General features: G+C 64.0%; 13 protein-coding genes. 9 read left to right on the plus strand and 4 right to left on the minus strand.

Features of this window, described 5'->3' with window-relative positions:
* Complete coding sequence (locus ASC89_RS10310; protein ID WP_055997346.1) at positions 1–882, plus strand: S9 family peptidase; 882 nt, start codon at positions 1–3, stop codon at positions 880–882.
* A 247-nt stretch (positions 883–1,129) separates the two neighbouring features.
* On the opposite strand, the gene ASC89_RS10315 is transcribed toward ASC89_RS10310, so the two are convergent.
* On the minus strand, positions 1,130–1,411 hold the full coding sequence (locus ASC89_RS10315) for a helix-turn-helix domain-containing protein (RefSeq protein WP_156384565.1): 282 nt from the start codon (positions 1,409–1,411) through the stop codon (positions 1,130–1,132).
* A 547-nt stretch (positions 1,412–1,958) separates the two neighbouring features.
* Between ASC89_RS10315 and ASC89_RS10320 the strand changes: the two genes are divergently transcribed.
* Positions 1,959–3,605, plus strand: a complete 1,647-nt coding sequence (locus tag ASC89_RS10320; RefSeq protein ID WP_055997349.1) for a GMC family oxidoreductase — start codon at positions 1,959–1,961, stop codon at positions 3,603–3,605.
* A gap of 72 nt (positions 3,606–3,677) precedes the next feature.
* Positions 3,678–4,445, plus strand: a complete 768-nt coding sequence (locus ASC89_RS10325; protein WP_055879593.1) for an SDR family NAD(P)-dependent oxidoreductase — start codon at positions 3,678–3,680, stop codon at positions 4,443–4,445.
* 177 nt (positions 4,446–4,622) lie between these two features.
* On the opposite strand, the gene moaA is transcribed toward ASC89_RS10325, so the two are convergent.
* Positions 4,623–5,663: a GTP 3',8-cyclase MoaA gene (gene moaA / locus ASC89_RS10330; protein WP_055879590.1), complete on the minus strand. Its 1,041-nt coding sequence runs from the start codon at positions 5,661–5,663 to the stop codon at positions 4,623–4,625.
* 91 nt (positions 5,664–5,754) lie between these two features.
* Entirely contained in the window at positions 5,755–6,351 is a 597-nt protein-coding gene (locus tag ASC89_RS10335) for a L,D-transpeptidase (protein WP_055879950.1), read from the minus strand.
* Between the two features lie 238 nt (positions 6,352–6,589).
* Here ASC89_RS10335 and rpiA point away from each other — a divergent pair, with 238 nt between their 5' ends.
* The 5 genes from rpiA (at position 6,590) to ASC89_RS10360 (ending at position 12,922) form a co-directional block, all read left to right on the plus strand.
* Entirely contained in the window at positions 6,590–7,282 is a 693-nt protein-coding gene (gene rpiA / locus ASC89_RS10340) for a ribose-5-phosphate isomerase RpiA (RefSeq protein ID WP_055997352.1), read from the plus strand.
* Between the two features lie 140 nt (positions 7,283–7,422).
* Positions 7,423–7,962, plus strand: coding sequence for a DUF2059 domain-containing protein (locus tag ASC89_RS10345; protein WP_055997355.1), 540 nt, complete (start codon positions 7,423–7,425; stop codon positions 7,960–7,962).
* Between the two features lie 114 nt (positions 7,963–8,076).
* Positions 8,077–9,450 (plus strand): glutathione-disulfide reductase, encoded by a 1,374-nt coding sequence (gorA, locus tag ASC89_RS10350; protein ID WP_055997357.1) that lies wholly within the window; start codon positions 8,077–8,079, stop codon positions 9,448–9,450.
* A 65-nt stretch (positions 9,451–9,515) separates the two neighbouring features.
* Positions 9,516–10,898: a class II 3-deoxy-7-phosphoheptulonate synthase gene (locus ASC89_RS10355; protein ID WP_055997360.1), complete on the plus strand. Its 1,383-nt coding sequence runs from the start codon at positions 9,516–9,518 to the stop codon at positions 10,896–10,898.
* Positions 10,899–11,056: 158 nt separating this feature from the next.
* Positions 11,057–12,922, plus strand: coding sequence for a PAS domain-containing protein (locus ASC89_RS10360; protein ID WP_055879577.1), 1,866 nt, complete (start codon positions 11,057–11,059; stop codon positions 12,920–12,922).
* Here ASC89_RS10360 and ASC89_RS10365 read toward each other — a convergent pair.
* A complete protein-coding gene (locus tag ASC89_RS10365; RefSeq protein ID WP_055879573.1) occupies positions 12,879–13,307 on the minus strand; it encodes a response regulator in 429 nt (142 codons plus the stop codon). The two genes, ASC89_RS10360 and ASC89_RS10365, sit on opposite strands and share 44 nt — an antisense overlap.
* Positions 13,308–13,542: 235 nt before the next feature.
* Here ASC89_RS10365 and ASC89_RS10370 point away from each other — a divergent pair, with 235 nt between their 5' ends.
* Entirely contained in the window at positions 13,543–14,676 is a 1,134-nt protein-coding gene (locus ASC89_RS10370; protein WP_055997363.1) for a hypothetical protein, read from the plus strand.
* Positions 14,677–14,700 lie beyond the last annotated feature (24 nt).

The following is a 14,700-nucleotide window of genomic DNA, read 5'->3' on the forward strand; positions in this document are numbered from 1 at the left end:
ATGGCCATTACCCGTGAGAGGCTGCGCCAGCTCGTCGGGCTGGTGGAACCGGCTGTGTCGCTCAGCGCTGCCCGCATCCAAGAGCGCAACGGCTACGAGGTCGAACACCTGACCTTGCTGCTCGGCGACACCGAGGTACGTGGCATTCTTACCCGGCCGTTGCATGCCGAGGGTAGGCTGCCCGCGATCCTCTACGGGCACTCGCATGGCGGACGCTATGATATCGGCGCCGACGAGCTGCTCGATGGCCGCGAATATCTGCTCGATCCGCTCGGTCCGGTCTTCGCCCGTGCCGGCTATGTGACCCTCTCGATCGACATGCCGGTGTTCGGCAAGCGCTCTACCATCACCGAGAGCGCGGCCGCCAAGGCGCTGCTCTGGTACGGCAAGGGCCTGTTCGGGCAGATGCTCTGCGACCACTCGGCGGCGCTGACCTACCTCGCCTCGCGCCCGGATGTCGATCCTGCCCGCATCGGCGCCTTTGGCATCTCGATGGGCTGCACGTTGAGCTACTGGCTCGCCGCGATGGACGAGCGCATCAAGGCTGTCACCCACCTCTGTTGCTTTGCCGACCTCCGCAAGATGATCGAGCTCGGCAACCATGATGGTCACGGCGTTTACCTGATCGTACCGGGGCTGCTGAACGAGGCGGATGCCGGCGCCATCGGCGCACTGGTGGCGCCGCGCCCGCAGCTCATCTGCATCGGCGAGGCCGACTCCCTGACCCCGCCGGCCGCCGTGGCGCTGGCATGGGAAGAAACCAGCGCCGCCTATGCGAACACGCCCAGCCGGCTGCAACTGGTGTCGGAGCCGGGTGTGAAGCACCAGGAGACGCCGCGCATGCGCGAAGCCGCGCTGAGGTTCTTCGCCGAGAACCTTTAGATTCGGCTGGCTAGGTCGTTTCATGATTGGGCAGCACTATTGCTCCACCAACTCGATGTCATCCCAGCGAAAGCTGGGACCCATCTGTCCGCTGGTGCAGGTGGCGAGTTGGGTCCCAGCTTTCGCTGGGATGACATCCGGTGGGGAGGTGAAGCAGTGGGCCTACCTCGTCCGCCGCATCGCCGCAGGTAAGTGATCCGGTCGTACTGCTCCTGCGTCCCGTGGTTCAACTCACCCGTAAAACACGCTAGCTGCGCCCGGCGATCCCCAGACTGCCATCGGAGTGGGTGACGAAGCGGACGCCATGACGGGTGAATGCTTGGCGGATCGCCGCGACATTCTCGTCGCGCACGGCTCGGTGCCCGGGCATCTCGACCCGGCGAACCGTGGAGAACGACACCCCGGACTCCTCGGCAAGTTCGAGCGCCGTCCAACCCAGATAGGCGCGCGCGGCGCGGATCTGAGCGTGTGACAGGGTATCTGTCGGAGTTTCAATCAGCCCCGGCTGCATGTGCGAATGCTGGTTCACGGGCGGGATCCCTCCCACCACAGATTCGTCCGGTCCTTCGCCTCGCAGTCGCTATGCCCAGTAATGCCTGGTCGCGTATTTATTATTGTCATTTCCCCCACATCAGAACGCTGGTTTGTTGCCCCCCAACGCCTGAAGTCACGCTATCGCCTTCATCACGCACCCTATGCGGCGAAATTGGATCGGGACAGTGCCGGCCACAATCACATTTTGCCGATGAGCAAAAATCGCTCAGTCGATGCAGTGTGTTGATCAAAAAAGAACAAAAACTGCTCTGGATGTATAGTTGCAGTAACTGGACACAATCGGCAGTCCAGTCCGTCGCAACAGAAAATGTAACTTGAGCCCGACTGTCAATGATCAATTGACCACAGGCCCGCCGGGCGCGGCGGTTTCCGTGTATCGGCGTGACGGACGCCAGGAGCAGGTGCGAAAAGTTCGGCGCCTGACCGTTCGACATTTCCCGCGCGCCGTCTATTGTGCTCTGCCAGCAAGGACGAAAACGTCCGTCTGGCGCCGGTCGGCGCAGTCCTGGAGGGGGCGAGAGATGCGGGAGGAATTCGATCACATCGTGATCGGAGGGGGAGCGTCGGGCTGCGTTGCGGCGGCCCGGCTGGTGACCGATGGTGGGCGCCGCGTGCTGCTGCTCGAGGCGGGCCACTCGCACCACCACCCGCTCCTCGACATGCCGCCTGGCATCTTCAAGCTGATCAACGGCTCGAAATACATGACCTATCACCACACGGTGCCGCAGCAGCACCTGAATGGTCGCGTCCACGATATCCCGCAGGGCAATGTGCTCGGCGGCGGCACCTCGGTAAACGCCCAGGTCTATATGCGCGGCCGGCCATCGGACTATGACGAGTGGGACCAGATCCTGCGCGGCAGCAACGATGGCGCGGCCTGGGACTGGTCGACCGTGCTGCAGCACTTCCGCCGCATCGAAGGCAACAACAGGCTCAGCAATGATTTCCACGGCAACGATGGTCCGCTGCTCGTCTCCGATCCTGGCCATGTCGACGATGTGTCGCGCTGGTTCGTGCAGAGCGTGCAGCAGAAGGGCGAACCCTTCACCAATGATTTCAACGGTGTGACGCAGCGCGGGGTCGGCTTCTACCAGTTCATGAACAGGAAGGGGAAACGCTCCAGCGCCGCCTACGCCTATATCGAGCCGCTGAAAGACGACCCGCGCCTGACCGTGCGGCTCCGCGCCGCCGTGCAGAAAATCAACATCGAGAACGGCCGTGCCGTCAGCGTCACCTATCGCGATGGCAGAGGGGCCGAGCATACCGTCCATTCGTCCGGCGATATCGTGCTCAGTTCCGGCGCCTTGGTGACGCCCAAGCTGTTGATGCTCTCGGGCCTCGGTCCCGCCGAACAGCTCGACAGCCACGGCATCAAGACGCTGGTCGATCTGCCCGGCGTCGGGCGCAACCTGATCGACCACCCGGAGGTCCCGGTGATCTCTGTGGCCAACGGCCCCTACGGCTACTTCAGGCAGGGCGTCGGCTGGCGCATGCTGAAGAACGGCCTCAACTTCAAGCTGTTCGGCAACGGCCCGATCCTCTCCGCCGGCTTCGAGGCAGGCGCCTTCATCAACCCCGTCGACCGCGACGCACCGCCGTCCATCCAGGCCTTCTGCGTGCCCATCGTCTATCTCGACCGCGACCTGCTCAAGGTGTTCGACGACACCTATGGGGTCACCATCACTACGGTGCTGGTGAAACCCAAGTCGCGCGGCTATGTCGAACTCCGCTCCGCTAACCCGGCCGATATGCCGCTGGTTTCGCCGCACCTGCTGCAACACCCCGACGATATGCGGATGATGGTCGAGGGCCAGCGCTTCTTCCGCGACGTGCTGCTGTCGGGCGCACTTGGCAAGCGTATCGAGAAGGTCATCGCGCCACCCGGTCCCGATCTCAGCGACGAAGTGATGGCCGAACATTGCCGACGCTTTGTCAAGACCAATTACCACCCGGCCAGCACTGCGAAGATGGGCGCCGACGGCGATCCGATGGCGGTGCTCGACGCGCGCCTGCGCGTCCGCGGCGTCGACAACCTCAGGGTCTCCGATATGTCGGCGGTGCCCAACATCAATGCCGGCAATACGACGGCGCCCGCCATGATGCTGGGCGACCGCTGTGCCGATTTCATCCTCGGCCTCGATCGGCCGCCGCACGCCGCAACGCACTGAAGTCTTGGTTGTCGCGTGGTCGAGCTGGAAAGGTCTGCAACTTTTCCTGACCACGCCTTGGAGGGAAATACGATGATTTTCGATCTGTTTCGTCTGGACGGCAAAGTCGCGCTGGTCACCGGCGCCACCCGTGGCATCGGCCTCGGCATCGTCGAAGCGCTGAGCGATGCCGGCGCCCACGTCATTCTCTCGTCCAGGGTGCCCAAGCCCGATGTGGTGCAGCGCTTCAAGGACCTGGGCCGCCAGGTGGACTACCTGCAGGGCGACGTGCAGGATCCGGCAGTGCCGGCGCAACTGGTGGCCGAGGCCGTAAAGCTCGGCGGCGGCAGGCTCGATATCCTCGTCAACAATGCCGGCGTTGCCCAGCACGGCGACACCCACAGCTTCCCCGAAGAGCAGTACCGCCGGCTGATGGATATCAACGTCGACAGTGTCTTCCGCGCCTGCCAGGCGGCGCTCGGCCCGATGCGGGCCCAGAAGAGCGGCGTGATGCTGAACATCGGCTCGATCTCCGGCCTCATCTCCAACATCCCGCAGCCGCAGGCCGCCTACAATGCGTCAAAGGCCGCGGTGCACATGCTGACCAAGAGTCTCGCCTCCGACTATGCCGATGACGGCATCCGCGTGAACGCCATCGCCCCCGGCTACATTACCACCGACATGACCAATGGCGGCCTCGCCGACCCGGTCTGGGGCCCGGTGTGGCGTGACATGACGCCGATGAAGCGCCCGGGCTCGGCCATCGATATCGGCGCCGCGGCGCTCTACCTTTGCTCGCCGGCGTCCGGTTACGTGACCGGCGAAGTGCTGGTGGTGGATGGCGGGTACACGGTTCGCTAGTTGGGGCTGACGGAAACAGACGGCCCCCTCCCATCCTCCCCCATGAAGGGGGAGGTGCCGCATCCAGTGCTGGGCACGATTGAAGACAGAGCCTCAACTCTTCACCTCCCCCTTCATGGGGGAGGCCGGGAGGGGGCCGTCTCTATCAGTAAGGCACTACTCCCCGCGGGCGAGACGCTACCCCCCCGTGACACTCATGTGCCGGCTCAAGGCCGGTGCAGTGTGGTCGCGATCCAGCACGAAATCGTGCCCTTTGGGCTTCAGCAGCATCGCCCGATCCAGCGCCGTGTCCAACGCTTCCGGGCCGCCCTCGCGGATCGCCGCGCGCAGGTCGACCATGTCGTCCTGTCCCAGGCACATATAGAGCTGACCGGTTGCGGTCAGCCGGACCCGGTTGCAGCTCTCGCAGAAATTGTGGCTCATCGGCGTGATGAAGCCGACCAGCCCGTTGGTCTCAGCCACGTAGTCGTAGCGCGCCGGCCCGCCGGTGCGGTGACCGGTGGGCTCCAGCGTGTACTTGGCCTGCAGCCGCTCGCGCATTTCCTTGAGCGGCAGGTAGGTGTCGACCCGGTCGATGCCGACCTCGCCCAGCGGCATGCCTTCGATCAGCGTCAGCCCGAAACCGCGGCCATGCGCCCAGTGCAGCATCGGCTCGATCTCGTCTTCATTGACGCCGCGCATCGCCACCATGTTGATCTTGATCTTGAGCCCGGCATCATCAGCCGCGTCGATCCCATCGAGCACATCGGCGATCCGACCGCGACGGGTGATCTCGGCGAAGCGCTGCTCGTCGAGCGTGTCGAGCGATACGTTGAGCCGCTTCACTCCGGCGCGCGCCAGGCCCTCGGCATGACGGCGCAGCTGGCTGCCGTTGGTGGTGAGCGTCAGTTCCTCGAGCCCGTGCCCGATATGGGTGCCGATCTTCTCCACCAGTTCCATGATGTCGCGTCGCACCAGCGGTTCGCCGCCGGTCAGCCGCACCTTCCTCACCCCGCGGGCGACGAAGGCGTTCACGATGGTGTCGATCTCCTCGAAGCTCAGCACGTCCTTTTTGGGCAGGAACGTCATGTGCTCCGACATGCAGTAGACGCAGCGGAAGTCGCAGCGGTCGGTCACCGATACCCTGAGGTAGGTGATCCGCCGGCCATAGCGGTCGACGAGCGGGCGCTCCGCACCGGTCGGAGCGAGGTTCGGCTGTTCGAGAAGCGTCAGGGACATTCCCCTTTTTACCGCACGTTTGCCCGGACAGCAAAACAAGAAAGGGCCGGCTCCGTGGAGCCTGCCCTTCCGAATTCGCAGTGCTCTGCCGTTACTGGTGCACGACCACCAGGGCGCCGACCTTCACACGCTCGTAGAGATCGGTGACATCTTCGTTGGTGAGCCGGATGCAGCCCGAAGATACGGCCTGGCCGATGGTCCAAGGCTCCGACGTGCCGTGGATACGGTAGAGCGTCGAGCCGATGTAGAGCGCGCGAGCGCCGAGCGGATTGTCCGGGCCACCCGGCATATAGGCCGGCAGGTCGGGAACACGCTTGCGCATCTGCGCCGGCGGCGTCCAGCCCGGCCACTCGGCGGTGCGGGTAATGCGGTGCTGGCCCGACCAGCGGAAGCCGTCACGGCCGACGCCGATGCCATACTTCATCGCCTTGCCGTCCTGGAGCACAAGGTAGAGCCGGCGCTCGGACGTCTCGACGACGATCGTGCCCGGCTTGAACTTGCTGTCGTAGTCGACGATCTGCTTGGCGATTGCACTGCCGCGCCTGGAGCCGGCCTTGACCGCGCCAGCTTCCGACCAGGTGTCGGTGGCGGGATCGTAGACACGCCTCGCTGCCGTGGCCGGAGCGGCTAGTGACAGCGACAGGATCGCCGACAAAAGAGCGGCGACCACAATCTTGGTCTTGGAGATTTTCTTCAAACTGCGCCTCTTGACGTAATCGACCCTGATTCTGAGCCAGTTCCGGATGGTTGATAAACTGTTCCTAACAGGCAGTGAACGGGCCATGCCACGATTCGGACAAACTCAGAACACCACAGCCACAATGTGTTGCCTCGATGTGACATTTCCATTCACCTCTGCGTGAAAAGGCTAGGTTGACAGGCCTTCGCGCCTCTCCTAGGTCCGGCCGGAAGGGGAGGACTGCTTGATGAGCGATGACCAGAAGTACCGCGCCGCCGAGGCGGCAATGGCCGAAGTCACGAGCGGCATGCGATTGGGCCTGGGCACCGGTTCAACGGCCAAACACTTCGTCGATATCGTCGGCCGTGCCGTGCAGAACGGGCTGGATGTGATCTGCATCCCGACCTCTGAAGTCACTGCGGCTCAGGCAAAGGGCCTCGGCATCCCGCTCACCGACCTCGAAAAGACGCCCGAACTCGATCTCACGGTCGATGGTGCCGATGAACTCGGCCCCGGCCTGGCGCTGATCAAGGGTGGCGGCGGCGCCCTGCTGCGCGAAAAGATCGTCGCTGCGGCCTCCAAGCGGATGATCGTCATTGCCGACCAGAGTAAGCGGGTCGAAATGCTCGGCCGATACCCCCTGCCGATCGAGGTCAATCACTTTGGTCTCGGCGCCACCGCGGCCGCCCTTGGCGCCGTGATGGCCGATTTCAATGCCGAGGGTGACCTGCGTCGCCGCCTGAAGCCCGATGGAACGCCCTTCGTCACCGACGGCGGACACGCCATCCTCGACGCTTTTTTTGGCCGTATTCCTCAGCCAGAAGCACTGGCGAAAGCCTTGGCCGACATTCCGGGCGTGGTCGAGCATGGCCTGTTCATCGGGCTCTGCAAGCGGGCCTACGTGGCTGGTTCCGCGGGTGTCGACGTTCTGGACGGCTGATTGCCGCTCGGATAGAGGCTAAGAGAGCTTCCGGGAAAAGTGCAGACTTTTCCGGTTCGGAAGCGCGACAAACAACGACTTGGGGATGTCGGCGTTTCACGGAAACGGCGATCAGCTCCAGCAGGGGAAACAAGAACCAGATGGGCACCAAGCTGATGACGTCCACCTTCAAACGCGCGCCGATGCTTGTCGCCGCATTGCTGTCTCTGATCCTGTCGAGCTTCGCGGCGCTGCCCGCCCTGGGGCAGGGAGCCTCGGAAATCTCGCCCGAGCACCTCGCCCTGGCGCGCAAGTACGTCGATCTGACCGACACCGGCGGCCTCTACGAAGCCACCATCGTGCAGGCAGGCATCAACACCTATAAGCAGCTGCTGCCGCAGAACCCGGAGATCGCCGAGCCGCTGAACTCGGCGATCGAAAAGGTGATCGCGACCTACAAGGGCCGCAAGGGCGAGCTGTTCGACCAGTTCGCGCGGGTCTATGCGCTCTCCTTCACCCAGGAAGAGCTGCAGCAGATCGTCGATTTCTATTCGACTCCGACCGGCGTCAAGCTGGCCAAGTCGAACTCGGCGATGAGCGGCACCATCAATCGGATCATGGACGTCTACTCGGGCAACCTGAACACCGAATTCTTCACGGCCGTTCGCGCCGAACTGAAGGCCAAGGGTATCGACAGCTGAGCTTAGGCACCCTATCTGATTGAAGGCCCCGCCATCGCGCGGGGCTTTTTTACGTCCGGGGTAGGCCCCTAAGGCCCTGCCACCGCGCGAGGCTTTTTGGGTTCGGGGTAGGCAATGAGCGACAGTTACGATCTCGTGGTGATCGGCGCCGGTTCGGGCGGCGTGCGGGCGGCGCGGATCGCCGCGACCTATGGCGCAAAGGTCGCCATCATCGAGGAGTACCGGGTCGGCGGCACCTGCGTGATCCGCGGCTGCGTGCCCAAGAAGCTCTTCGTCTACGCCTCGCGCTACAAGGATCTGTTCGAGATCGCGCCCAGCTTCGGCTGGGATGTCGGCACGCCAAGCTTCGACTGGGCAACCCTCGTTGCCAACAAGGACAAGGAGATCGCCCGGCTCGAGGCGGCCTATGTGGCGGGGCTCGAAAAGCCTGGCGCCGAGATCATCCGCGACCGCGCGACGGTGACCGGGCCGAACAGCGTGAAGCTGAGGTCGGGCCGGGAGCTGACCGCCAAGACCATCCTGATTGCCACGGGCGCGCATCCCTTCATCCCGGATATCCCGGGCAAGGAACTGGGCATCACCTCCAACGAGGCGTTCCATCTCGAAAAGCTCCCGCACTCCATCCTCATCGAGGGCGGTGGCTTCATTTCGGTGGAGTTCGCGACCATTTTCTCCGGTCTGGGGGTGCACACCACCATCGTCTATCGCGGCGACCGGCTGCTGCGCGGCTTCGATGAGGACCTGCGGGTCGGGCTCGAGGCCGGGCTCGCAGCGCGCGGCGTCAAGATCATCCACCAGACCAACGTGCTCGGCCTGCGCCAGACCGGCAAGGACATTACCGTCAGCTTCTCCGATGGCGTCGATGCCCCGTTCGGCGCGGTGATGTTCGCCACCGGCCGTTCGCCCAACACCGCCGGGCTCGGGCTCGAAACTGCCGGGGTCGAGCTGGCCTGGGACGGCGCGGTGGTGGTCGATGCCTATTCGCGCTCCAGCGTGCCCTCTATCTATGCCGTGGGCGACGTCACCAACCGCGCCCAGCTGACCCCGGTCGCCATCCGTGAAGGGCACGCCTTCGCCGACACTGTATTCGGCGATAAGCCAACTGCCGTCGATCACTCGCTCATCGGCGAGGCGGTGTTCGCTGAACCCGAGGTCGGCACTGTCGGGCTCCCCGAGCATGACGCCGCCACGCATGGCGATATCGACGTTTACGTCACCCGCTTCCGCCCGATGATCAACACGCTGTCGCTGAAGTCCGACCGCATGATGATCAAGCTCATCACCAGGCCTGATGGCGGTGAGGTGCTGGGTGTCCACATCCTTGGCCCGGGCGCTGCCGAGATTATCCAGATGGCTGCGATCCCACTGGGCATGAAGGCGACGAAGGCCGATTTCGACCGCGCCATGGCCATGCACCCGACCGCCGCCGAGGAGCTCGTGACCTTCAAGAAGCCGAGCTACGTCTATCGCGGCGGCCAAAAGCAGTAGTGGGCGGCGGCTTCACACCGCCGCAATCCCCTGCTATTCCGCCCGCCGACTGGGAGATACGCGTGATGCCGACGACTTGGACGCCGCAAAGCTGGAGACAGAAACCGATTTCGCAGGTGCCGGCCTATCCGGATCCGGCGAAGCTGGAAGCGGCCGAAGCGCAGCTGCGCAAGTTCCCTCCGCTGGTTTTCGCTGGCGAGGCGCGCGAGCTGAAGCATCAGCTGGCTGAGGTTGCCGAGGGCAGGGCTTTCCTGCTGCAGGGCGGCGATTGCGCCGAGAGCTTTGCCGAGCATGGCGCCGACCACATCCGCGATTTCTTCCGCGTCTTCCTGCAGATGGCAGTGGTGCTGACTCACGGTGCTTCGAAGCCCGTGGTGAAGGTTGGCCGCATCGCCGGCCAGTTCGCCAAGCCCCGCTCGTCCGACACCGAGACCATTGATGGCCTGACGCTGCCGAGCTATCGCGGCGACATCATCAACGACATCGGCTTCACCGAAGCCGCTCGGGTTCCCGATCCTGAACGCCTGCTGCTCGCCTACCGCCAGTCGGCTGCGACGCTCAACCTGCTGCGCGCCTTCGCCTCGGGCGGCTATGCCGACCTGACCCGCGTCCATGAGTGGACCATGGGCTTCATGAAGGACTCGAACGCCTATCCGCGCTTCGAGGAACTGGCCCAGAAGATCGACGATGCCATCGATTTCATGCGCGCCCTCGGCCTCACCCCCGACAATACCCCGTCGCTGCGCGAGACCAAGTTCTACACCTCGCATGAAGCGCTGCTGCTCGGCTTCGAGGAAGCGCTGACCCGCCGGGACTCGATCACCGGCGACTATTACGCCACCTCCGGTCACATGTTGTGGATCGGCGACCGCACACGCCAGGTCGACGCGGCACATGTCGAATACTTCTCGGGTATCCGCAATCCGGTTGGCGTAAAGTGTGGCCCGAGCCTCGTGGCCGACGACCTGCTGCGCATCATCGACAAGCTGAACCCCAGCAACGAGGCCGGTCGCATCACGCTGATCGGCCGCTTCGGCTCCGACAAGATCGCCGATCACCTGCCGCGCCTCATCGAAGCGGTGCAGGCCGAGGGTAAGGTGGTGGTCTGGTGCTCCGATCCGATGCACGGCAACACCGTCAAGGCGTCCAATGGCTACAAGACCCGGCCGTTCGAGCGCGTGCTCAGCGAAGTGAAGAGCTTTTTCGAGATCCACCGCACCATGGGCACCTATGCCGGCGGCATCCATATCGAGATGACCGGTGACGACGTCACCGAGTGCACCGGCGGTGGCGTAGCGGCGATCACTGAAGCGGGCCTGCAGGATCGCTACCACACCTATTGCGACCCGCGGCTCAATGCCAGCCAGGCGCTCGAGCTCGCCTTCCTCGTCGCCGAGGAACTGCGCCTGCAGCGCCCGGCCCGCGAAAGAATTGTGGCGGCCGAGTGAACTAAACGGCAGCTGGCGGCGTTCCTGGGTTTCACGGATCCGCGCCCGCGGCCGGTGATTTCTCGCGCCTCACGCGCCAGTCTCGGTGATCGATGCCACGTTCTTTCTTCCCGCGGGCCGATGCCGCGACCAAAGCCCGGCTGGACCGTGATCCAGTCATGCTTCTCGCCAACAACTTCGACTGGTCCGCCACCGATCTTGGACCGATCGCCGCGTGGCCGGTCGCCGTGCGCTCCGCCGCCCGCCTGATCATGACCTCTGCCGCACCGATGGCCCTGCTGATCGGACCGCGCGGCATCATGCTCTACAACGCCGCCTACGCGCCGATTGCCGGTGCCAGACACCCCAGCGCCTTTGGCAGTTCCGTGTTTGACAGCTGGCCCGAGGTTGCCGATTTTAATCGCGACGTAATACAGCGCGTGCTGAACGGCGAGTCTCTGGTGTTCACCAGCCAGCCCTTTGTCTTCAACCGCAATGGCGAGCCTGAGGACGTCTGGCTCAACCTCGACTACTCCCCGGTGCTTGATGATGACGGCAGTGGCCTGGCCGCGCTGGCCATCGTGCAGGAAACCACCATGGGTGTGGTGGCCGAGCAGGCCCTCGAGGAAAGTCGCGAAAAGCTCGATCTGGCCCTCAGCGCCTCGGGCCTGGTCGGTACCTGGGACTGGAATATTGCCGACAACGTCGTCACCGCGGATGAGCGTTTCGCCGCGCTCTATTCGGTCAGTCCGGGCGCCGCCGCCGTGGGCCTGCCGATTGAAAAGTTTCTCGCCGGGATTCACCAGGACGATCGCCAACGGGTCATCTCCGAGATCGGCGATGCACTGAAGCATGCCGGGCCGGTACGCTTCGAGTACCGGCTGGCGGGCACTGGCGCGGCCCCCGAGCGCTGGGTCGTTGCCTCCGGACGCGTCATCACCGATGCGCATGGCAGGGCCGTTCGACTGCCGGGCATTGTGGTCGATGTCACTGATGAGCGCCGCATCGCGGAGCAGCTGGCGGAAAGCGAGATGCGGTTTCGCACCCTCGCCGACACCATGCCGCAGATGGTCTGGTCCACCCTGCCGGACGGCTACCACGACTACTATAACGCGCGCTGGTACGAGTTCACCGGCGTGCCGGCCGGAACCACCGACGGCGAGGGCTGGAACGGCATGTTTCATCCTGACGACCAGGAGCGCGCCTGGACCGTCTGGCGCCATTCACTCGAAACCGGCGATCCTTACCGCATCGAGTACCGCCTGAAGCACCACACCGGCGCCTATCGCTGGGTGTTGGGGCAGGCGCTGCCGATGCGCGACGGGTCCGGCCGCCTTACCCGCTGGTTCGGCACCTGCACCGACATTCACGAAGAGCGCCTGGCCCAGGAGGAGCGCGAGGTCATCGCGCAGGAACTCAGCCACCGCATCAAGAACATTTTCGCGGTCATCAGCAGCATTGTCAGCCTTGCGTCGCGATCGCATCCCGAGGCCAAGGACTTTGCCGACCGCCTGCGCGGGCGCATTCTGGCTCTCGGTCGCGCGCACGATTTCGTCCGCCCGCATTCGCGTGAGTCGGCGCCGAGGTCCAACCCATCCTCGCTTCAGGCGCTGGTCCGCGATCTGCTGCAGCCATACCGTGACGGCGATCTTGAACGGGTGAGCTTCACTGGGGTCGACGCCTCTATCGATGACGGTACGGCGACGCCGCTGGCATTGCTCTTCCACGAACTGGCGACCAACGCCGCCAAGTATGGCGCCCTGTCGCGGGATGATGGTCGTGTCGAGATCCGCGGCGAGCTGATCGGCGACAACTATCGGCTGCACTGGCGCGAGATCGGCGGCCCGCCGCCGCAGCCCGGCAGTGCCGGCTTCGGCTCGAGGCTGATATCGCTGAGTGTGGAAGGGCAACTGCGCGGCACGCTTGAGCGTCGCTATGGGGAAGGCGGTCTCGAGGTCGACCTCAGTATTCCCCTGGCATCACTAAGTCAGCGAGCTGAACTCAAGCCAGCGCCGGGCTCGCATCGAGCGAGCCAAACAGCCTGAGGCGCCGCGGCGGGTTGGGCTTGGGCTGAGACTTGCGTCGCACCGAAACGGCGAAGTCCACCGCCTGGCGCAGCTCGTTGTTGTCGACCGGCTTGGGGATGACACCAACCGTTCCCGGCACGCCGTCACCCAGTTGGGCCGGATTTGCGGTCATGTAGACCACCGTTACGCCGCGTTCCGCGAGCGAGCGGCCCACTTCGATCCCCGTGGGACCATCGATGAGATTGAGGTCGACAAAGGCCAGCTCGGCCTCGTCGGCGAGCGCCATTGCCTGTCGGCTGTCCGAAGCAATGCCTACCGGCTCGTGGCCGAGATCGTAGAGAAGGCTTTCAAACTCGATGGCCACGAAGATCTCGTCTTCCACCACCAGAACCTTGCAACTCATAATCATATCCAAAGTCAGATTACGTCTCGCCAGCCAAACTCACGGCTACGGTGAAGGTTGCAGCCTAAATACGCATGCCTCACCTGTGGCGGTGGAAAACCTGTTGATGCTTATCAACTCGTGGACGGTAGCGGCCTTGTCGCCCAAACCGTTGCATTCTGCCAGTTCATTTAGCGGAACATTAACCCTAACCGGTCATGAATAGCTCACGTACGCGTTTGTTGCGGAGCATCCGATGTCCATCCGTCTGGCAACCAGTCTCGCCGTTCTCGCTGCCGCTATCGGCAGTCCGGCCTTGGCCGCCGACTGGGGCGAGGACTGGTCGCCCGAAGAGGTCTATCGCGGCGCCTACTCGACCGAGCCCAAGGACTGGAGCGAGATGGGCGACGAGAGTGACGGCATCCACATCGAGACTGGCCTGCGCTACTGGTATTCGTGGGGTAGTCAGAACTATGAAGTGGGCGGCCAGAGCTTCGAGAGCACCGACAACGCTCACACGGTCGAGGCGCACATCCGCGTAGAGGAGGATGCGACCCGCACCTACGCCAAGGGGTGGGCCGGATACTCGGCGGCCATTACGGGGGGGTACTCCGACCCGTCGGGTAGCGGCGATGTCACCGACGGCGTCCTCGGCTACGCAGGTGCCGATTTCGGCTGGAACGCGCTGGGCGATGGCAAGGGTACCGGCGTTGGTGGCTTTGTTGGCTACAACTACTGGAACAATTCGCCCCGGACCTCTCGCTACAATTTCACCACGGCAACCAGCGCAGCCGACGTCACCTATAGTAATGCCAGCGGCAACTGGTCGGTCCCAGGCGACAGCGTTGACGACAAAATCGAGTTGCACATGCTCCGATTGGGGCTGAGCGGCAAGGCGGAATTCAACGAGTTTCTGGACATCAGCGCCGAGGTTGCAGCTGTCCCGTTCAGTACAATCTCGGGCGTTCTCGGCGGTCATGCCGCTGGTGGCGGCGCCTTTGGCGGGCCGGGCTGCAATGTCCTCCCACCCGACAGCTGCGCACCCGAGATCCTCAAGGGATCGGCCACCGAGATCAACGGCTGGGGCTACGGCGCCATGGGCGAGATCATGGCGGGCATCAAGCCGATGGAGAACCTGACGCTGCGTGTCGGCGGGCGGGCCTGGTATGTCAACGGCACCTACGACGCCACCTGGACCCAGGTCAGTGTGACGGCGCCGCAGATCCGGCCGCCCGTACCCAATCCAGATACGCCCGATCCAAATGACACAATGCCGCCGGATCCGCTTTACAGTGCGCCGACCGTGTCGACCCAGCAGGTCATCTCCACCGAGAATCCCTTCTCGCTGTTCCGCTATGGCCTGCTGGCCGAGCTGACCTACTCGTTCTGATCTCCTGCTGATCTCCTGATCAGG

The organism is Devosia sp. Root413D1, from assembly GCF_001425235.1.
Taxonomy (GTDB): domain Bacteria; phylum Pseudomonadota; class Alphaproteobacteria; order Rhizobiales; family Devosiaceae; genus Devosia_A.